This window comes from Rhodococcus sp. 320_ES (assembly GCF_059691855.1).
On sequence record NZ_JCAWAG010000003.1, the window covers coordinates 83787 to 104069 of the forward strand.

Genomic DNA, 20283 nt, shown 5'->3' on the forward strand with positions numbered 1-20283 from the left:
GGTTCCACCCACATCTCGAGACGGTGAACCCGAAAAAAATCCGTCTGTGAGGCAATGAGACACCCTTTCGGGGTGTCATCGTGCAACCCTCGCGTACACGTACGGGTAGTATGGAGCGGTACTGGAACCGCCGACGCGGATCGGGTCGAAATCTTCACTGTCGCCACCGCCGCTGCGCGTGTGCGCGCGAGTGGACGAGGCGAGAAGGAGAACCGGCTAACAGTGGCTGCCCAGGATTCAGGCAAGAGCGCGAAGAAGAACGAATACGACGCGTCGTCGATCACGGTCCTCGAAGGACTCGAAGCGGTACGCAAGCGTCCCGGCATGTACATCGGTTCCACCGGTGAACGAGGCCTGCACCACCTGATCTGGGAGGTCGTCGACAACTCCGTCGACGAGGCGATGGCGGGGTACGCCACCACGGTGGAAGTCACCCTTCTCGCAGACGGCGGAGTGCGCGTCGTCGACGACGGCCGAGGAATTCCGGTCGGCATGCACGCCTCCGGAATCCCGACCATCGAGGTGGTCATGACGCAGCTGCACGCCGGCGGCAAATTCGACTCCGACTCCTACGCGGTGTCCGGTGGTCTGCACGGCGTCGGCATCTCCGTTGTCAACGCTCTCTCGACCAAAGTCCTGGCCGAAGTGGACAACGATGGCTACCACTGGGAACAGACGTACGACATGTCCGTTCCCGGGCCCCTGATCAAGGGTGAGGCGACCAAGCGCACCGGCACGTCGATCACCTTCTGGGCCGATCCCGACATCTTCGAGACGACAATCTTCAGCTTCGACACGGTCGCGCGCCGGTTGCAGGAGATGGCGTTCCTGAACAAGGGCCTCACCATCGTTCTCACCGACGAGCGCGCCAGCGACGTCGAAGTGGTTGCCGACCAGGTCGCCGACAGCGACGTCGCCGAGGCGCCGAAGAGCGCGAGCGAAGAGGCCGCGGAATCCAGCGCACCCCACAAGGCCAAGACCAAGACCTACCACTACCCCGGTGGCCTCGAGGATTACGTCAAGCACATCAACCGGTCGTCGTCCAAGTCGCCCATCCACAGCTCGGTGGTCTCGTTCACCGCCAAGGGAACCGGGCACGAGCTCGAAGTCGCGATGCAGTGGAACTCGAGTTTTTCCGAGTCGGTACACACCTTCGCGAACACGATCAACACGCACGAAGGCGGCACGCACGAAGAGGGTTTTCGCGCAGCGCTGACCAACGTGGTGAAGAAGTACGCCAAAGAGAAGAAGCTCATCAAGGAGAAGGACACCGAGCTCACCGGTGACGACATCCGTGAGGGTCTCGCCGCAATCATCAGCGTCAAGGTCGGTGAGCCGCAGTTCGAAGGCCAGACCAAGACCAAGCTCGGCAACACCGAGGTCAAGTCCTTCGTCCAGAAAGCAGCCGGCGAACACCTTTCGCACTGGTTCGAATCCAATCCTGCCGACGCGAAGGCCATCATCAACAAGGCCGTGTCCTCCGCGCAGGCGCGGACCGCTGCTCGCCGAGCGCGAGACCTGGTGCGGCGCAAGAGCGCAACGGAAATCGGCGGCCTGCCGGGCAAGCTCGCCGACTGCCGCTCGAACGATCCGAGCAAGTGCGAGATCTACATCGTGGAGGGCGACTCCGCCGGCGGCTCGGCCAAATCGGGCCGCGATTCGATGTACCAGGCGATCCTGCCGCTGCGCGGAAAGATCATCAACGTCGAGAAGGCGCGCATCGACCGCGTGCTGAAGAACACCGAAGTCCAGTCGATCATCACCGCGTTCGGCACGGGCATCCACGACGAGTTCGACATCACCAAGGTCCGGTACCACAAGATCGTGCTGATGGCCGACGCCGACGTGGACGGTCAGCACATTTCGACTCTGCTGCTGACCTTGCTGTTCCGCTTCATGCGCCCGCTCATCGAGCACGGGTACGTCTACCTCGCCATGCCGCCGCTGTACAAGCTGAAGTGGCAGCGCGGTTCGGATCCGGAATTCGCGTACTCCGACCGCGAGCGCGACGGCCTTCTCGAAGCCGGCCTGGCCGCGGGCAAGAAGATCAACAAGGACGACGGCATCCAGCGCTACAAAGGCCTCGGTGAGATGAACGCCAAGGAATTGTGGGAAACGACAATGGATCCCAGTGTTCGCGTGCTCCGTCAGGTCACCCTGGACGACGCCGCTGCCGCCGACGAACTGTTCTCCATCCTCATGGGAGAAGACGTCGAGGCACGCCGCAGCTTCATCACCCGTAATGCCAAGGACGTTCGTTTCCTCGACGTATAGGCGCTCGGCCCCTGTGCGTGAATCAGTGCCCTCCAGGGGCGGAATTCACGCACAGGGGTGGAGCCGCACCAAGGAGTTGTTTCCATGACCGACACCACGTTGCCGCCCTCCGGCGGAGACGGACCCACTTCGGACCGCATCGAACCTGTCGACATTCAGCAGGAGATGCAGAGCAGCTACATCGACTACGCCATGAGCGTGATCGTCGGTCGTGCGCTCCCGGAGGTTCGCGACGGCCTCAAGCCCGTGCACCGCCGTGTGCTCTATGCCATGTACGACAACGGATATCGGCCCGATCGCGGATATGTGAAGTCGGCCCGACCGGTCGCCGAGACCATGGGCAACTACCACCCCCACGGTGACAGCTCGATCTACGACACCCTCGTGCGCATGGCGCAGCCGTGGTCGCTGCGGTACCCGCTCGTCGACGGGCAGGGCAACTTCGGCTCGCGCGGCAACGACGGCGCGGCCGCGATGCGCTACACCGAGTGCCGACTCACCCCGCTCGCGATGGAGATGCTCGCCGACATCGGCGAGGAGACAGTCGATTTCACGCCGAACTACGACGGCCGCACCCTCGAGCCGACCGTGCTCCCGAGCCGTTTCCCGAACCTTCTCGCCAACGGCTCCGGCGGTATCGCCGTCGGTATGGCGACAAACGTTCCGCCGCACAACCTTCGGGAACTTGCGGATGCCGTCTACTGGGCGCTCGACAACTTCGAAGCCAGTGAAGAAGAGACGCTCGAAGCGTGCATGGAACGCGTCAAGGGCCCCGACTTCCCCACGCACGGACTGATCGTCGGCAGCCAGGGCATCGACGACGCGTACCGCACGGGCCGCGGATCGGTGCGAATGCGCGGTGTCGTCGACATCGAAGAGGACAGCCGCGGCACCACGACGATCGTGATCACCGAGCTGCCGTTCCAGGTGAACCCGGACAACATGATCGCCTCGATCGCCGAGCAGCTCAAGGACGGCAAGATCGCCGGCATCTCCGACATCGAGGACCAGTCGTCGGACCGCGTCGGTATGCGCATCGTCGTCAAGCTCCGCCGTGACGCCGTCGCGAAGGTGGTGCTGAACAACCTCTACAAGCACAGCCAGCTGCAGACGAGCTTCGGCGTGAACATGCTCTCGATCGTCGACGGGGTGCCGCGCACGCTGCGCCTCGACCAGATGATTCGTCTGTATGTCTCGCACCAACTCGACGTGATCGTCCGGCGCACCCGCTACCGGCTGCGCAAGGCCGAGGAGCGCGCGCACATCTTGCGCGGACTGGTGAAGGCTCTGGACGCGCTCGACGAAGTGATCGCGTTGATCCGTCGTTCACCGGACGTCGAAGGCGCGAAGGCCGGGTTGATCGAGCTCCTCGAGGTCGACGAGATCCAGGCCGACGCCATCCTCGCGATGCAGCTGCGCCGCCTCGCTGCGCTGGAACGTCAGAAGATCATCGACGAGTTGGCCGAGATCGAGCTCGAGATCGCCGACCTCGAGGACATCCTCGCGAAGCCGGAACGTCAGCGCGCGATCGTGCGCGACGAGCTCGAGGCCATCGTCGACAAGTTCGGCGACGATCGCCGTACCCGCATCATCGCCTCCGACGGTGACGTCACCGACGAGGACCTGATCGCGCGCGAATCGGTCGTCGTGACGATCACGGAGACCGGCTACGCCAAGCGGACCAGAACCGATCTGTACCGCTCGCAGAAGCGCGGCGGCAAGGGCGTGCAGGGTGCTGGTCTGAAGCAGGACGACATCGTCAGCAAGTTCTTCGTCTGCTCGACGCACGACTGGATTCTGTTCTTCACCACCAAGGGTCGCGTCTACCGCGCGAAGGCCTACGAGCTGCCCGAGGCCAGCCGCACGGCCCGCGGCCAGCACGTCGCGAACCTGTTGGCGTTCCAGCCGGACGAGCGCATCGCCCAGGTGATCCAGATCAAGACCTACCAGGACTCGCCCTACCTGGTGCTCGCCACCAAGGGCGGTCTGGTCAAGAAGTCCAAGCTCGAGGACTTCGACTCCAACCGCTCCGGCGGCATCGTCGCGGTCAACCTGCGCGGCGAGGACGAGCTGGTCGGCGCCGTGCTGTGCAGTTCGGACGACGACCTGCTGCTGGTGTCCGCGCTCGGTCAGTCGATTCGCTTCTCCGCGACCGACGAGGTGTTGCGCCCGATGGGTCGCGCCACGTCCGGCGTGCAGGGAATGCGTTTCAACGGTGACGATCGACTGCTGTCGCTGAACGTCGTCAAGGAGGGCATGTTCCTTCTCGTGGCGACGTCGGGCGGCTACTCCAAGCGGACCTCGATGGAGGACTACCCCCAGCAGGGACGTGGCGGAAAGGGAGTGCTGACGATTCAGTACGACCCCCGCCGTGGCACTCTTGTAGGCGCGCTCATCGTCGACGACGATGACGAGCTCTACGCGATCACGTCGAGCGGTGGTGTCATCCGCACCGCCGCGAAGCAGGTTCGAAAGGCAGGGCGCCAGACCAAGGGCGTCCGGTTGATGAACCTGGGTGAAGGCGACACCCTTCTTGCGATCGCACGTAATGCCGATGAAGAAGTCGACGAAGTCGAGGGGTCGTAGGTGAGTTCCAACCAGCCGAGCAGCACTCCCAGCCAGCCGAGCAACGGACGGTCGGGCAGCGAGCCGCAGCCCGAGCAGCCCGCACGCGAGAGCGATCAGGCAGCGGCGCCGGCTCCGTCGCTGCCGGCCCACCAGGGTCCGCCGCCGGGACAGCGACCGGCGAGTCGGCCGCGTCCGCCGCAGGGTGCGCCCGAGGTTCGCCGAGATCAGGGCTCTCCCCAGCAGGGTGCTCCTCAGCAGGGCCCTGCGTCCCAGGGTGCGGCTCCACAGGGTCCTCCGCAGCAGCGTCCCCAGCCGCAGCAGAACCCGTCGACGTCCAGTGGTGCGGCGCCGTGGCAGCGCGGCCCGCAGCAGGGTGGACCAGCACAGGGCGCACCGAACCAGGCACCCCAGAACCAGGCACCGCCCACTCAGCAGCAGCCGCAGACGAACCTGCAGCAGCGGACGACGTCTGCTCCCGGTCAGGCGCCCTACGCCGCCGCGGGTGGTGCCGACGAGCGGACGCGCGACCGCAGCCGCGAGGAAGCCAGGACCAAGGCGGCGGTCATCGACGGGCCCACCCGCAACATCGCCCGCAACGATCTTCCGACGGACATGCCGGACCTCTCCTCGGTTCGCCACCCGTCGCCGGAACCGAAAGCGGCCCGCCCTGCGGCGGCCACGGTCGCGCCGGACGTGGCGGGCGACCCGCTGCGTGCGACCGTCCAGATCCGCAAGCTGGATCCGTGGTCGATGCTCAAGCTGTCGCTGGTGATCTCGGTGTCGTTGTTCTTCGTGTGGATGGTGGCCGTCGGGCTGCTGTACGCAGTGCTCGACGGCATGGGCGTGTGGGATCGACTCAACAATGCGTTCACCGACATCGTCGCCAACTCCGGTGACTCCGGCCTGGTGTCCGCCGGCCAGATCTTCGGCTACGCGGCCGTGATCGGTCTGATCAACGTGGTGCTGTTCACAGCCCTCACGACGATCGGATCGTTCATCTACAACCTGTCGTCCGACCTGGTCGGTGGTTTGGAAGTGACGCTCGCCGACCGGGACTGAGGCGTTTTGGTCTTCGCGCCACCCGTGCGGTAATCTCGTCCCTCGGTTCGAGATACGTCACGATCCATGCATTACGGGCCTATAGCTCAGGCGGTTAGAGCGCTTCCCTGATAAGGAAGAGGTCGGAGGTTCAAGTCCTCCTAGGCCCACCCGGCGGTTCGTCGCCGAGAAAGGATCGTCCTCCATGAAGGTCCTTTTCTCGGTATCGGCCGTGGTGTCAGTAGCGATCACCGTAGCTGCCGTCCGACTCGTTCGAGCGGAATCAGCTGTGTGGCATCGTCTTTCGGACGCCGACCCGGGGCCTTAGCTCAGTTGGTAGAGCGCTGCCTTTGCAAGGCAGATGTCAGGAGTTCGAATCTCCTAGGCTCCACTCGCACGAAGAATGGTCTCCCACAACAATGGGGCCATTTTTGTTTCACCGTTGGCGTCGCAAACGCAGATTTTCCCCGATAATGATGCCGTGATACCGAGCCGGCTGGGCGACGCCGCAACCGCCATGATCGGCTACCTCCTCGTCACGTCCGTCCTGTTCTTCGCTCTGGGGGCATCCTTCTTCGGATCGGGCCTGATGGCGAACGGGTGGAGACTCGTGCTGTCCGGTTCTCTCGGTACGGTCGCGGCCACCGCGGTCTGGTTCGGGTCCACAACCCGCCGCGGGCAGGTGTTGGGTGCCGCGACCGTGGTCGCGATCGTCGCGCTCTGCATCGCGTTCTCGGCCGCGGAGGACTACGTGGCCACCACGACGTGCATCCTTGCCGCAATGTTCCTGGGCATGCACGTCGGTGCGTACTGGCCCGAGCGGTCCGGGTGGGCGTGGACGTCGGTGCTGACCGCTGCGGTGCTCGTGTCGGCGGCGTACTCGTCGTTCGACACCCCGTGGGTGATGTACCCGCTGATCGCGTTGGCGGTCGTCGGATCGGCCGAGACGTTCGGCGCCTTCTCACGACAGATGCGCCACTCCGCCTCGCACGATCCACTGACGGGTCTGCTGAACCGCCAGGGACTCGAACGCGAGGTGGAGAGAACGCTCCCCATGTACGCCTCGCGGGGTCTCCCGGTCAGCATGGCCGTGCTCGACCTGGACAACTTCAAGACGATCAACGACGAGTACGGGCACATCGCGGGCGACGTTCTGCTCAACCGCGTCGCGAGCGCGTGGCGGACCAAGCTGCGCCGCGGGCACGTGCTGGGCCGCCTCGGCGGCGACGAGTTCGTGTTGTTCATGCCCGGCTCGCGCGACGACGAGGCACGGGAGCTTCTGCACGCTCTGCGCGAATCGCATCCGGCGGAATGGAGCTTCGGGCTGGTGTGCATGCCCACGGTCCGCCGCTGGTCGGAGATCTATCGCGCCGCGGACGCGGAGCTGTACAAAGCGAAGCGGGCTCGTCCCGGAAAGTCCGACGTGCGGTGACATAAGGACGTCGCGGTGACACACGACCCTGTGGACAAGAGTCGGCGGGACTCGTGACAGCCGTCGTCTACTCGGATCATGACCGAGAACATTCTTGATTCGCGCCGGTGGGCGCCTCAGACCATTCGTGGTGCATCGGCGACAGTCGACGACGGTCGCCGCAGGTTGGTGACTCTCACGGATCGACTCTCCGACGTCGGGCGCCTCGCCGGGTGGGAGGGTGCTGCCGCGGATGCGGCGCGTGCGGCTGTGACCGAGGTGGTGGGCGAACTGTGGGAGTCGGTTCACGACGCGCACTCGTTGTGCAGCGCCCTCGACGTCGCGGCCGACGACATCGAGGCCATCCTGTCGTTCGGGATCGCCGGGCGGGCCGTGGCCGCGCTCGCGCAACTGGTCGTCGTCGAGAATGCGCTCGTGGCCGCGCTGGCGGCCGTCGACCCGGACACGCCAACGGCGGCAGCGCGTGACGCGGAGAATCGGCAACACCTCGTGACCGAACGGGCCCGACTCCTCGCCGAGGCCCGACGACTACGTAACATCTTGGAGCACAACATGTTCGGTGGATGGCTCAGCAACGCCGATGCCGGGTTGGAGCAGACCGAGAAACGGCTTCAGGCTCTCGATGCCGTTCAAGCGGTGCTGGACAAGGGAAACCGACAACTACTGGTTCTGGACAACACCGGCGAGAAGGAGACGATTGCCGCGATCGGTATCGGCGACATCGACGCCGCAGCGAACGTCGCGGTCTTCGTACCCGGGCTCGGGTCGACGGTGCAGGACAGCATGGACAGGTACGACGCCGACCTCGACGGCATCGTGGGCCCGGGCGACGCTGGGGTGACGTGGCTCGGTTACGAAGCGCCGCAACTGGGTTGGGGTCTACTGGACCCGGACACGAGCGTGCTGTCGAACCGCTCGGCAGACGCCGCGGGCGACGCACTGGCGTCGTTCCTGAACGCGATACCGACCGACGCGCACACGACCGTCGTCGGGCACTCCTACGGCTCGGTGGTGGCCGCGGACGCACTGACGGCGGGAACCTCGGTGGACGACGTGGTGCTGATGGGATCTCCGGGTATCGGAGTCTCCGATGCCCGTGACCTCGGAGCCGAGCACGTGTACGTCCTCGAGTCCCCGACCGATGTCGTCGCGGACACCGGATGGTTCGGCCGCGATCCGAATCTGCTTCCGGGAGTGGAGGTGTTGGCGTCGTCCGGGGCGGACGGACACGGTCAGTACCTCGACCCCGGCACCACCAGTGCGGCCAACGTCGCCGCAGTCGTCGCGGGCGCTCCGACCGTGGCCGCGGCCGTGCCCGTCGATGCCGGCGACGTGGTGCGAGTGCTCCTGGGGCTGGCGTTCTAGTGCGACTGACCTTCGGAGGGCGTGGTCGGTGCCGCGGCCGTGCCGTTGGTCGACGGCGCTCCCAGACTCGGCGGCGCGTCGGCGACGGGCGGGAGTTCGCGTCCCCGCAGTCGTCCGAGCGCGGCCGCTCCGGCCGTCACGACGACCACGCCGCCGACGACGGCCAGCGCGCGCACCGGGGTGATCCGCCGTGAGGACTGCGTACGCGACGCCTTCTTGGCCTTGCGCCGGTCGCGCAGGGCGCCCGCGCCCTTCTTGGTGACGACGAAACCTGTCGCGGCGGGGCCCTTCGCCAGAGTCAGGGCCGCTTCCTGTGCGAATCCGAGTGCCGTCTTGACCGTCTTGGTATCCACAGTGGGCGTCATGGGACCACTGTTCCACACACCGCACGCGCCGCCCGGAAAGTCGGCATCGGATCGGGAAGTGGCACGATGGTGGGCGTGACTTCACCGAATCAGACCCAAACGGCAACGCTGCACACCAACAAGGGCGACATCGAGATCGCGCTCTTCGGCAACCACGCGCCCAAGACCGTCGAGAACTTCGTCGGCCTCGCGCAGGGAACCAAGGACTACTCGACCAAGAACGCGAAGGGAACGTCCGACGGGCCGTTCTACGACGGCGCGATCTTCCACCGAGTGATCAGCGGTTTCATGCTGCAGGGCGGTGACCCCACGGGCACCGGCACCGGCGGACCCGGGTACAAGTTCGGCGACGAGTTCCACCCCGAGCTGACCTTCGATCGTCCGTACCTGCTGGCCATGGCCAACGCCGGCCCGGGCACCAACGGATCGCAGTTCTTCATCACCGTCGGCCCGACGCCGCACCTCAACCGCAAGCACACCATCTTCGGAGAGGTCATCGACCCGGCCTCGCAGAAGGTCGTCGACGAGATCGGCAACGTCCCCACCGCCCGTGGCGACCGCCCGGTCGACGACGTCGTGATCGAGTCGATCACCGTCGCCTGACGAATTCGACCGACCGGAGAATTCGACTCATGACCCAACCCGGCTGGGGTGCGCCTCCGACGCCACCCCAGCCCGGGTGCGTCCGGCATCCGGACCGTCCCACGGCGCTGTCGTGTACGCGGTGCGAGCGGCCGGCGTGCCCGGAATGCCTACGCCCCGCCGCAGTGGGGCAGCACTGCGTCGACTGCGTGGCGGAGGGAAACAAGTCCGTCCGCACGGCGCGCACCGTCGCCGGTGGAAGCCTGAGGGCCGGGACACCGGTGGTCACGTACACCCTGATCGCGCTCAACGTATTGGTGTACGCCCTGACGGCCGTGCAGGCGGGCAACCCGATGCGCAATCAGGTCAGCTCGCTGTTCACCGCGTGGGCTCTGTACCCACCCGCCGTCGCGGACGGCGACTTCGTTCGCGTGATCGGCTCCGGATTCCTGCACTTCGGCCCGCTTCACCTGGCGCTCAACATGTACGCGCTCTACGTGATCGGTCGCGACTGCGAGCTGATCATGGGCCGGTCCCGCTACCTCGCCGTGTACGCCGTGTCGATCCTCGGTGGATCCGCGGCGGTCATGGTGTTCCAGGTGAACGCGGTGACGGCCGGAGCGTCGGGCGCGGTCTTCGGGCTCCTCGGCGCACAGGTCGCCATCCTTCTCCGCTTGAAGCGAAGCCCGACGCCCGTTCTGATCGTGATCGGCATCAACGTCGTCATCAGTTTCTCCATCCCCGGGATCTCGCTCTGGGGACACCTCGGCGGCTTGGCCGCCGGCACGCTGGCCACGGCCGGCGTGCTCTACACCACCGGATCCGACCCCCGGCACGGCCGCGCGCTGGGTTGGGTTGCGATCGGGGCCGTTGCGGCCGTCGCGGTCGCGGTGATTCTGCTGCGGGCGTTGACGTTGCGAGCCGAACTCGGCCTGTAGGTCGGGAGTTCTAGGTCGGCGGTTCTGTAGGTCGGAAGCTCAGCGCTCGGAGAACTCGTCCGGCACGAACCCTCGCGCGTCGAGTACGTCGAACACGCCGCGCGGATCCTCCCCGAGGTCCCACCGCCCGAAGATGATCAGCCGTTCTTCGGGCTTCTCGATGTCGATCTCCAGCATGGGAACGCGTCGACCCATGCGCGGGTAGGGAACGATGCGGACGCGGTCGATGTCGGAGCGGTGGTACGAGCGAACGCCGCGAAGCGACTTGACCACGAGCTCGTCGCCGTCGAGCAGCAGTCGCGGCCGCTGCAGCCCTGCCAGCAGGGCAAGTGCGGCCAGCGCCACCGCCGCGATGCCGATCATGAAGCGGCCCGCGGTGTCGGTTCCGGAGAAGAGGGCGGCGCCGACCATGGCGACCGCACCGACCGAGAGGAACACCACCGCCGGCAGCGGAGTCGCCCAAGACGGTTTATCCACAGGAGTTATCCACACTGTGGATGAATGACACGCGTGTAATTTCTAGCGCCAACGCATCGTCATGATCAGCCCGACGATCCAGAAGCCGAAGCCGATCAGCAGGTTGTACGCACCGAGGCTGCTCATCCAGCCGATGTCGTCCTGCGCGAGGTAGTAGACGATCAGGTAGATCAGCCCGAGAACCATCAGACCGAACATGACGGTGAGGTAGATCGGGCTCGACGGCGCGGCCTTGACCTTCACCGGCGTGCGCGACGCCGGGTTGATCGTGTAGTCGGTCTTCTTGCGGACCTTGGACTTGGGCATGCGTACACGCTACCGAATCAGCGGACCCACTACGCTGGCCGTATGCGAATTCTCGTCGTCGACAACTACGACAGCTTCGTCTACAACCTGGTGCAGTACCTCGGGCAACTTGGAACAACCGTCACGGTACTGCGGAACGACGATCCTGCCGTTCTGGACGTCGAGAGCGTCGCGAAGGAGTACGACGGAGTTCTGCTCAGCCCCGGACCGGGAACACCGGACCGAGCGGGCGTCACCATGGATCTCGTCGGTGCCTGCGCCGCGGCGCGTACCCCGCTGCTCGGGGTGTGCCTCGGCCACCAGGCCATCGGGGCGGCCTTCGGCGGAACCGTCGAACGGGCCCCGGAGCTGCTGCACGGCAAGACGAGCATCGTCCACCACAGCGGCGGCGGGGTCCTCGCCGGTCTGCCGGACCCGTTCCGCGCGACGCGCTACCACTCTTTGACCGTCCGGGAAGACACCATTCCGGACGAGCTCGAGGTGACCGCACGCACGGACAGCGGCATCGTCATGGCCATGCGCCACCGCGAACTCCCCATCCACGGCGTGCAGTTCCACCCCGAGTCGGTGATGACCGAGGGCGGACACCGCATGCTCGCCAACTGGCTGGCCGTGTGCGGTGAGTCGCCGTCCGAGCAGCTCGTGCGCACGCTCGAAGCGTTGGTTCCCGCTACCTAGCCGCCGGGTCTTCTACAGCTCCGGGTCTTCTACAGACCCAGGCGGCCGATCGTCAGCGTTACCCGCGAGTTCTTGGCGATCGCGGCGTTCTGCGGGACGCTCTGGTCCTGCACCTTGCCCACCTGGTAGGTGTCGAGTGTCCCGACCAAGTTCTGGTCGATGTCCGCCGCGGTTCCCGTCCACCCGGCGCCCTGCATCGCCTCCACCGCCTGAGCGAGCGTCAGACCGACCACCGAGGGCATGGAGAACTGGCTTCCGTTGGAGACGTTGACGGTGATCTCGTCACCGTCGGTTGCCGTCGATCCGCCGGCCGGGTTGGTGGAGACGACGTCGCCGCTCAGTCGAGGCGAGTCCACCTGCACGACCTTGACCCGGAATCCGGCGCCCTCGAGGTTCGGCTGCGCGACGGTGATCGCCTGCCCGGTGACGTCGGGGACACGAATCTGCTCGGGCCCCGAGCCGAGCGTGATGCGGACCGACGACCCGGCGGCCATCGTGGAACCGGTCGACGGTTCTTGCCGGATCACCTTGTCGACGTCCGTGCGGGCCGACGGTGCGCGCGCCACGGTGCCGTCGAGAACGAGCCCCGCATCCGAGAGTGCTTGCGCCGCAGCCTGTTGCGACAACCCGGCCAGCTGGGGAACCTGAATCTGCTCCGGGCCGGTCGATATCTCGAGGACGACCGAACTGCCCTCCTCGACGGACGCACCGGCGACGGGACGGGTGTCGATAGCGGATCCGGACGGAACGGTCGAGTCCGATTTCTGCTCGATCTGAGGTCGGACGCCGGCCGCGTTGAGCGTCGACTGCGCTTGTTCCGACGACTGATTCGACACGTCGGGCAGTGTGATCTGCTTCGCGCCGGCACCCGGGCCGAGCGACCAGAGGAATGCACCCACGATCGCCACGACGACGATGGCCGCCAACGCGTAGAGCGCGACCCTCAGTCCGCTGCGCTTGCCGGGTTCGTCATCGTCGTCGTCCCGGCCGTGCCGTGCCACGACGCGGGGTGCCGCATCGGCATCGACTGCCGAGTGGCGCGAGCGCGGAGCGTCGACGGACCCGAGGATGGTGGTGCGGTCCTCGTCGTTCATCACCATCGGTGCGTTGGGTCGTCCACCGCTGAGCACCTTGACGATGTCGCTGCGCATGTCCGCGGCGCTCTGGTAGCGGTTGGCCGGGTTCTTGCTCATCGCCTTGAGGATGATCGAATCCAGCTCGCGCGGAACGCCGGAGTTGACCGACGACGGCAGCGGCGGATCCTCGCGGACGTGCTGATAGGCGACGGCGACGGGTGAGTCGCCCGTGAACGGCGGTTCCCCGGTCAGAATTTCGAACAGGACGCAGCCGAGCGAGTACACGTCCGAGCGCGCGTCGACCTGCTCGCCTCGGGCCTGCTCGGGCGAGAGGTACTGAGCGGTGCCGATGACCGCTGCCGTCTGCGTCATCGGACTGGAACTGTCGGCGATCGCTCGCGCGATGCCGAAGTCCATCACCTTGACCGCGCCCGCGCGGTTGATCATGACGTTTGCCGGCTTGACGTCGCGGTGCACGATGCCGTTGCGATGGCTGAAGTCCAGCGCCGCGCAGACGTCGGCGAAGACCTCCATGGCGCGCTTCGGCGGCATCGGACCCTCGTTGCGGACGATGTCGCGCAGGGTGTCGCCGTCGACGTATTCCATGACGATGTAGGGAAGGGGACCGGTGTCCGTCTCGGCTTCACCGGTGTCGTACACGGCGACGATCGCCGGATGGTTCAGCGCCGCGGCGTTCTGCGCTTCCCGGCGGAATCGCAGGTAGAACGTAGGGTCGCGCGCCAAATCCTGACGGAGCACCTTGATCGCGACGTCCCGGCTCAGCCGAATGTCGCGCGCGAGATGCACTTCGGACATTCCGCCGAACCCCAGGATTTCGCCGAGCTCGTAGCGCGAGGAGAGCTCGCGTGGAGTCGTCATCGGCCACCGCCGGGGTTGAACGGGTTGTTCAGCGTCGGCAACTGGAAGCCACCGCCGTTCGTGGTGGTCGTGGTGGTGGTCGGCTCCGTCGTGGTCGTCGTCGGCTCCGTGGTGGTCGTGGTGGTGGTCGTTGTCGTGGTGGTGGTCGGCTCGGTCGTCGTCGTTTCTTCGGTCGTGGTGGGCTGCGTGGTCGTCGTCCGCTGTGTGGTCGTGGGAGCGGGCACCGTGGTGGTGACCGGCGGAACGGACGGTGAGTCGTCACCGCTCGTCATCACGAACAGCACAGCTGCGACGATCGCGGCCAGTGCCAGAAGACCGCCCGCCGCCCAGGCGAGGGCCCTCTGACCCGGCGTCATGCCGACGCGTTCGGCGGCTGCGGCCGGAAGGGGCGCAGGTGCCTTGTACTCACCGGTGGGCGAGGACATCATGCGCGTGCTCGACACACCGGCGGTCGGTACGCCGGGCGGGATGACGCGAGCGGTACCGCTCGGCGCGGAACCGGGCGCCGGTGGGCGCCTGCCCGCGCGGACGGCCGCAACGGCGTCGGCGAACTCGCCGCCGTTCTCGTAGCGTGCTGCAGGGTCCTTGGTCATCGTGATCTCGATGAGTTCGCGGACCTGAGGGGGAAGGTCGGTCGGCAGGGGCGGCGGGACGTCGCGCACGTGCTTCATCGCCACGGTCAGCGCGCCGTCACCCACGAACGGGCGCGTTCCGGCGACGACCTCGTACCCGACCACGCCGAGCGAATAGACGTCCGACGCGGCGGTGGCGTCCTGCCCCAGAGCCTGCTCCGGCGCGATGTACTGCGCGGTGCCCATCACCATGCCGGTGCGGGTGACCGGCGACGCGTCGACGGCCTTCGCGATACCGAAGTCGGTGATCTTCACCTGTCCGGTCGGGGTGATCATGATGTTGCCGGGCTTGACGTCCCGGTGCACGATCCCCGCCGTGTGTGCGGCCTGCAGCGCACGGCCGGTCTGCTCGAGCATGTCGAGGGCGTGCACGAGCGGGAGCCGGCCCATACGTGAGAGCACCGCGTTGAGGGGCTCGCCGATCACCAGCTCCATCACCAGGTACGCCACGGACTGCCCGTTACGGTCGCGTACCTCGCCGTAGTCGTAGATGTTCGCGATACCGGGGTGGTTGAGGAGAGCCGTCGTGCGCGCCTCGGTGCGGAAGCGCTCGAGGAACTCGGGATCGTCCGAGAACTCCGGCTTGAGTACCTTCACGGCGACGCGACGGTCCAGCCGGGAGTCCATCGCCTCCCAGACCTGGCCCATGCCACCGGTCGCGATGAGCCGCTGGAGGCGGTAGCGCCCCGCGATCATGGCTCCGTTGCCGAGTCCACTGGTCATCGGTTCACCTCCCCTGCAATCCAGCTGCGATGACGGCACGCGCCACCGGTGCGGCAACCGAACCGCCGGTGGCGGCCAACGCGCGATCGCCGCCGTCCTCGACGATCACGGCAATCGCGATCTTCGGATCTTCCGCGGGCGCAAATGCGATGTACCAGGCGTGTGGCGGCGTGTTGCGCGGATCGCTGCCGTGCTCGGCCGTTCCGGTCTTGGACGCGATCTGCACACCTGCAATCTTGCCCACTCCGGTGGTCGCATTCTCGGACCCGACCATCAGCGACGTCAGTGTCGACGCCACCTCGGGCGAAATTGCCTGCCCCAGGGACTGCGGATCGGTGGTCGACAGGGTCGACAGATCCGGACCCTGAAGCGACGCGACGAGGTGGGGCGCCATGCGTACGCCGCCGTTGGCGACGGTCGCCGCGATCTCGGCGTTCTGCAGCGGCGTCAGGGCGACGTCGCGCTGACCGATGCTGCTCTGCCCGAGCGCGGCGTCGTCGGGGATCTCGCCGACCGTGCTGTCTGCCACGGGAATCGGCACACCGGCAGGGTCCTGCCCGATGCCGAACGCGGACGCGGTGGATTTGACGGCGTCGGCTCCGGTCTTGATGCCGAGTTCGACGAAGGCGGTGTTGCAGGAGCGTGCGAACGCCTCCCGCAGGGACGCCGTGGCCCCGCCGCCGCACGATTCGCCGCCGTAGTTCTCGAGCGTCGTGCTGGTGTCCGGCAAGGTGATGTTGGGCGCCGCGGTGAGCTGATCGTCCGGTGTCTCGCCGGCCGCGAGGGCCGCAGCGGTGACGACCACCTTGAACGTCGACCCCGGCGGATACGTCTGCGACACAGCACGATTGACCAACGGGTTGGCGGGGTCGGCCTGCAGTGCCTCCCACGCCTGCGTGCTCTGCGTTCCGTCGTGGCTCGAGAGCAGGTTCGGGTCGTAGCTGGGAGTGCTGACCATCGTCAGGATCTTGCCGGTGGACGGTTCGATGGCGACGACCGAGCCGGTGTACCCCTTGGACGTGAGCTGGTCGTACGCGACCTGCTGCATCACCGGATCGATTGTCGTGACGACGTTGCCGCCGCGTGGATCGCGGCCGGCGAGCAGATCGGTGAAACGCTTGCCGAACAAGCGGTTGTCGGAGCCGTTCAGCACCTCGTCCTCGGAGCGCTCGAGTCCGCTGCTGGCGTAGAGCATCGAGTAGAAGCCGGTGACGGGGGCGTTCGCGAACGGGCTCGACGGCGCCGCCGGATTGGCCGGGTAGGTGCGCAGGTACTTGTAGCGATCGTCGGTCGCGACCGACGCCGCCAGCACCTGCCCGCCGCTCGAGATCTGGCCGCGCTGACGCGAGTACTCGTCGAGCAGGACACGGGAGTTGCGGGGGTCCGTGCGGAGGCTGTCGGCCTTGATCACCTGGACGTAGGTGGCGTTGGCGAGCAGTGCCACCACGAGAACCATGACGGCGATCGCGACGCGGCGAAGTGGAGTGTTCACGGGCGCTTCACCATCTCGGTGGGTGCGTCGGCGATCGGTGCGGGACCCTTCTTCTGCGGCACGACGGGAGCTCGCGCGGCGTCGGAGATCTTGATGAGCAGCGCCACGAGAACGTAGTTCGCGAGGAGCGAGGATCCGCCGTACGACATGAACGGAGTGGTCAGACCGGTGAGCGGGATCAGCTTGGTGACGCCGCCGACCACGACGAACAGCTGCACCGCCACGGTGAAGGAGAGGCCGGCGGCCAGCAGCTTGCCGAAGCTGTCGCGGACGGCCAGCGCGGTGCGCAGACCGCGCAGGACGAACACCAGGTACAGCATGAGGACAGCGGCGAGCCCGACGAGGCCGAGCTCCTCGCCGATGGTGGCGACGATGAAGTCGGTCTTGGCGAACGGCACCTGGGACGGGCGGCCGCTGCCGAGTCCGGTGCCGAACAGCCCGCCGGTCGCGAGGCCGAAGAGCGACTGCGAGATCTGGTAGCCGGTGTTGTTGTAGTCGGCGAACGGGTCCAGCCAGGTGTCGGTGCGCACCCGTACGTGGGAGAAGAACTGGTACGCGAAGAAGAAGCCGACCAGGAGCAACGTCAGGCCGATGACCAGCCAGCTCACGCGCTCGGTCGCAATGTAGATCATGACCAGGACGGTGGTGAAGATCAGCAGCGACGTTCCGAGGTCCTTCTCGAAGACCAGGACGCCGATCGACACGACCCACGCCACCAGGATCGGACCGAGGTCTCGGGCACGCGGGAAGTCCATGCCGAGGACGTGCCTGCCCGCAGTGGTGAACAACTCCCGCTTGGCCACGAGCACCGAGGCGAAGAAGATGAGCAACAGGATCTTCGAGAACTCGCCGGGCTGAATGCTGAAGCCTGGCAACCGGATCCAGATCTTGGAGCCGTTCACCTCGGAGAACGACGCCGGGAGGACCGCCGGCATGGCCAGGAAGATGAGGCCCGCCAACCCGAGCGTGTATCCGTATCGGGCGAGAGTGCGGTAGTCGCGAACCAGGAGCAGAACGGCGACGAACCCGGCGATCGCCAGACCCGTCCACAGGACCTGCTGGTTCGCGTCGGGCGACGGGATGGGAAGTCCGTAGTACGTCGCCGTCTGCTGGTCGGCCAGGTCCAGACGGTGAATCAGCACCAGACCGAGGCCGTTGAGAATCGCGACGATGGGAAGCAGCAGTGGATCGGCGTGCCGGGCGAACCGGCGCACGGCCAGGTGGGCGATCGAGAACAACGCCAGGTAGGCGAGCGCGTACTTCGCGAGATCCCAGGTGATCGCCTGTTCCTGACTTGCCTCGACGAGGATCAGCGACAGGGTGACCACCAGCACGGCCCCGCCGAGCAGGGCCATCTCGACGCCGCGCTTGGTGGACTGCAACGGCGCCGGCGCGAAGCCACCGGCCGGGCTGGGGAACGATCCGGACGGGTTCGGGGCGGGCGTCGGTGAGGCGGGTGGGTTCGGAACCGACATCAGCGGCCTGCCCTACACGTCACTCCTGGCACGGGAGTTTGCGTCGGCACCGAGGTCGCGGCCGGTTCCGTCGTGGGCGCCGGTGCGGGGATGTCCCTGGGAACGGGTTCCGCCGTCGGCGGCACCGGGGGAGCTTCGGTGGTGGCAGGAGGTGCCGGAGTCGGCGTAGGTGTGGTGGTCGTGGTGAGTGAGTCGCAGGACGGCAGGAGGTCGCCCGACGCGAGACGCGACACCTGCTGCTTCGCGTCGTCGAGGGTGCCCGACGGGAGACCGGAGCGAACCTGCTCACGAGCGGAGGGCTGCAGATCGTCGATGCTCAGGACCGAGCAACCGCGGTTCGCGTCGGCCGGTGCGCGGAAGTCGATGGTCCGGGAGTCGACCGTGCCGGCGGTGGTCTCCTGGACGCACCCGACCAGGTCGACGTCGTGCAACGAGTACCCCAGGATCGAGCCGGGCACGCCGCGCATGACGGCCACGCGGCTCTCGTCCTCGCCCACGTAGTAGTTGCTGCGGAGAAGGTAGTACCCCACGGCGCCGGCGATCGCGACGACGACCACCAGTCCGAGACCGACCAGAGTCCAGCGCAGCTTGTGCGACTTCTTTTCCGGCTCGGGCGGGGGCGTGACGACGCGCTTCGGCTGGGTGCGGGGTGGCCGCATCGCCGCGGCGCGACCGGCCGCGGTGTTGGGCGGCGGTGCGTCCTCTTCGTCGTGGAACGATGCCGCTCCGCCGACGATGGGGTGCGACTGTCCGTAGTCGAGGTCGATCACGTCCGCCACCACGACGGTGACGTTGTCCGGGCCGCCGCTGCGCAGAGCCAGCTCGATGAGCCGGTCCGCACATTCGTCGTTCTCGCCCTCGCGCATCGTGTCCGCAATGGTTTCGCTGCTCACGACGTCGGACAGACCGTCCGAGCACAGCAGGTAGCGATCGCCCGCGCGAGCTTCGCGCACCGTGAGGGTGGGTTCGATCTCGTTGCCGGTCAGGGCTCGCATGATCAGTGATCGCTGTGGATGCGAATGCGCCTGCTCGGCGGTGATACGCCCCTCGTCGACGAGGGACTGCACGAAGGTGTCGTCGCGGGTGATCTGGGTGAGCTCGCCGTCACGCAGAAGGTAGGCGCGCGAGTCGCCGATGTGGACGAGCCCGATCTTCTTGCCGCCGAACAGAATTGCGGTGAGCGTGGTGCCCATCCCGTCGAGTTCGGGGTCTTCCTCGACCTGCTCGGCGATGGATGCGTTGCCCTCACGGGTGGCGTCCTCGAGTTTGCCGAGCAGATCCTCGCCCGGCTCGTCGTCGTCGAGGTGCGCCAGGGCGGCGATCATCAGCTGTGAGGCGACCTCGCCGGCCGCGTGGCCACCCATACCGTCGGCGAGGGCGAGAAGGCGAGCGCCGGCGTAGACGGAGTCCTCGTTGTTCGACCGAACGAGGCCGCGGTCGCTGCGGGCCGCATAGCGAAGAACCAGGGTCACGGGCGCAGCTCGATCACGGTCTTGCCCACCCGCACGGGCGTACCCAGGGGGACGCGCACGGCGGTGGTCACCTTCGCTCGATCCAGGTACGTGCCGTTGGTGGAGCCGAGGTCTTCGACGTACCAGTCACCGCCGCGCGGTGACAGGCGCGCGTGCCGAGTCGACGCGTAGTCGTCGGTGAGCACCAGCGTGGAGTCGTCGGCGCGACCCATCAGAACCGGTTGCGTCCCCAGCGTGATGCGGGTGCCCGCAAGGGATCCCTGCGTGACGACGAGGTACTTGGCGACCTTCTGCTTGCTGCGCAGCGCCCCCGGAACGGCGGACTTGCGCGAGCCCCGAGCGGGAACTCGCATGCCCGACGCCGCGTAGATGTCGGACCGCAACGTGCGGAGAACACTCCACACGAAGAGCCACAACACGAGAAGGAACCCCGCTCGTGTGAGTTGCAGAATCAACCCTTGCAACGCGGTTCACCTCCTCTTGTATCGCGGGCATCGATTACTCGCAGCAT

17 protein-coding genes and 2 tRNA genes are annotated in these 20283 nt (G+C 66.8%); 10 read left to right on the top strand and 9 right to left on the bottom strand.

The window, feature by feature from the left end:
- The first annotated feature begins 222 nt into the window (after positions 1-222).
- The 7 genes from gyrB (at position 223) to AC59JP_RS11060 (ending at position 8677) form a co-directional block, all read left to right on the top strand.
- Positions 223-2274 (top strand): DNA topoisomerase (ATP-hydrolyzing) subunit B, encoded by a 2052-nt coding sequence (gyrB, locus tag AC59JP_RS11030; protein WP_497325825.1) that lies wholly within the window; start codon positions 223-225, stop codon positions 2272-2274.
- Between the two features lie 84 nt (positions 2275-2358).
- The gene (gene gyrA, locus AC59JP_RS11035; RefSeq protein WP_497325826.1) at positions 2359-4860 is read left to right on the top strand and encodes a DNA gyrase subunit A; all 2502 of its coding nucleotides are present in this window, start codon (positions 2359-2361) and stop codon (positions 4858-4860) included.
- Entirely contained in the window at positions 4861-5901 is a 1041-nt protein-coding gene (locus AC59JP_RS11040) for a DUF3566 domain-containing protein (RefSeq protein WP_497325827.1), read from the top strand.
- 75 nt (positions 5902-5976) lie between these two features.
- A tRNA-Ile gene (locus AC59JP_RS11045) sits at positions 5977-6050 on the top strand.
- A gap of 148 nt (positions 6051-6198) precedes the next feature.
- Positions 6199-6271 (top strand) — tRNA-Ala (locus tag AC59JP_RS11050).
- Positions 6272-6361: 90 nt separating this feature from the next.
- Positions 6362-7312 carry a GGDEF domain-containing protein gene (locus tag AC59JP_RS11055; protein ID WP_497325828.1) on the top strand — a complete coding sequence of 317 codons (951 nt, stop codon included), beginning with the start codon at positions 6362-6364 and terminating at the stop codon, positions 7310-7312.
- A 78-nt stretch (positions 7313-7390) separates the two neighbouring features.
- Positions 7391-8677: an alpha/beta hydrolase gene (locus tag AC59JP_RS11060; RefSeq protein WP_497325829.1), complete on the top strand. Its 1287-nt coding sequence runs from the start codon at positions 7391-7393 to the stop codon at positions 8675-8677.
- Here AC59JP_RS11060 and AC59JP_RS11065 read toward each other — a convergent pair.
- Positions 8674-9042, bottom strand: a complete 369-nt coding sequence (locus AC59JP_RS11065; RefSeq protein WP_497325830.1) for a hypothetical protein — start codon at positions 9040-9042, stop codon at positions 8674-8676. The genes AC59JP_RS11060 and AC59JP_RS11065 overlap by 4 nt on opposite strands.
- Positions 9043-9108: 66 nt before the next feature.
- Between AC59JP_RS11065 and AC59JP_RS11070 the strand changes: the two genes are divergently transcribed.
- Entirely contained in the window at positions 9109-9645 is a 537-nt protein-coding gene (locus AC59JP_RS11070) for a peptidylprolyl isomerase (RefSeq protein ID WP_497325831.1), read from the top strand.
- A gap of 29 nt (positions 9646-9674) precedes the next feature.
- A complete protein-coding gene (locus AC59JP_RS11075; RefSeq protein WP_497325832.1) occupies positions 9675-10562 on the top strand; it encodes a rhomboid family intramembrane serine protease in 888 nt (295 codons plus the stop codon).
- Between the two features lie 39 nt (positions 10563-10601).
- Here the strand turns inward: AC59JP_RS11075 and AC59JP_RS11080 are convergent, their stop codons facing one another.
- Both AC59JP_RS11080 and crgA read right to left on the bottom strand, forming a co-directional pair.
- A complete protein-coding gene (locus AC59JP_RS11080) occupies positions 10602-11039 on the bottom strand; it encodes a PH domain-containing protein (RefSeq protein ID WP_497325833.1) in 438 nt (145 codons plus the stop codon).
- A gap of 42 nt (positions 11040-11081) precedes the next feature.
- On the bottom strand, positions 11082-11345 hold the full coding sequence (gene crgA / locus AC59JP_RS11085) for a cell division protein CrgA (protein WP_497325834.1): 264 nt from the start codon (positions 11343-11345) through the stop codon (positions 11082-11084).
- Positions 11346-11387: 42 nt separating this feature from the next.
- Between crgA and AC59JP_RS11090 the strand changes: the two genes are divergently transcribed.
- Complete coding sequence (locus tag AC59JP_RS11090) at positions 11388-12023, top strand: aminodeoxychorismate/anthranilate synthase component II (protein WP_497325835.1); 636 nt, start codon at positions 11388-11390, stop codon at positions 12021-12023.
- Between the two features lie 29 nt (positions 12024-12052).
- On the opposite strand, the gene pknB is transcribed toward AC59JP_RS11090, so the two are convergent.
- Genes pknB through AC59JP_RS11120 form a run of 6 tightly spaced genes read right to left on the bottom strand, consistent with a single transcriptional unit; the run spans position 12053 to position 20236 of the window.
- Complete coding sequence (pknB, locus tag AC59JP_RS11095; RefSeq protein WP_497325837.1) at positions 12053-13978, bottom strand: Stk1 family PASTA domain-containing Ser/Thr kinase; 1926 nt, start codon at positions 13976-13978, stop codon at positions 12053-12055.
- Positions 13975-15333, bottom strand: a complete 1359-nt coding sequence (locus tag AC59JP_RS11100; RefSeq protein ID WP_497325838.1) for a serine/threonine-protein kinase — start codon at positions 15331-15333, stop codon at positions 13975-13977. The genes pknB and AC59JP_RS11100 overlap by 4 nt, the downstream gene beginning before the upstream one ends.
- Positions 15334-15337: 4 nt before the next feature.
- Complete coding sequence (locus tag AC59JP_RS11105; protein ID WP_497325839.1) at positions 15338-16825, bottom strand: peptidoglycan D,D-transpeptidase FtsI family protein; 1488 nt, start codon at positions 16823-16825, stop codon at positions 15338-15340.
- Complete coding sequence (locus AC59JP_RS11110; RefSeq protein WP_497325840.1) at positions 16822-18300, bottom strand: FtsW/RodA/SpoVE family cell cycle protein; 1479 nt, start codon at positions 18298-18300, stop codon at positions 16822-16824. Before AC59JP_RS11110 ends, AC59JP_RS11105 begins: the two co-directional genes overlap by 4 nt.
- Positions 18300-19772, bottom strand: a complete 1473-nt coding sequence (locus tag AC59JP_RS11115) for a PP2C family protein-serine/threonine phosphatase (protein WP_497325841.1) — start codon at positions 19770-19772, stop codon at positions 18300-18302. The genes AC59JP_RS11110 and AC59JP_RS11115 overlap by 1 nt, the downstream gene beginning before the upstream one ends.
- Positions 19769-20236, bottom strand: coding sequence for an FHA domain-containing protein FhaB/FipA (locus AC59JP_RS11120; RefSeq protein WP_497325842.1), 468 nt, complete (start codon positions 20234-20236; stop codon positions 19769-19771). Before AC59JP_RS11120 ends, AC59JP_RS11115 begins: the two co-directional genes overlap by 4 nt.
- Between the last annotated feature and the right edge of the window lie 47 nt (positions 20237-20283).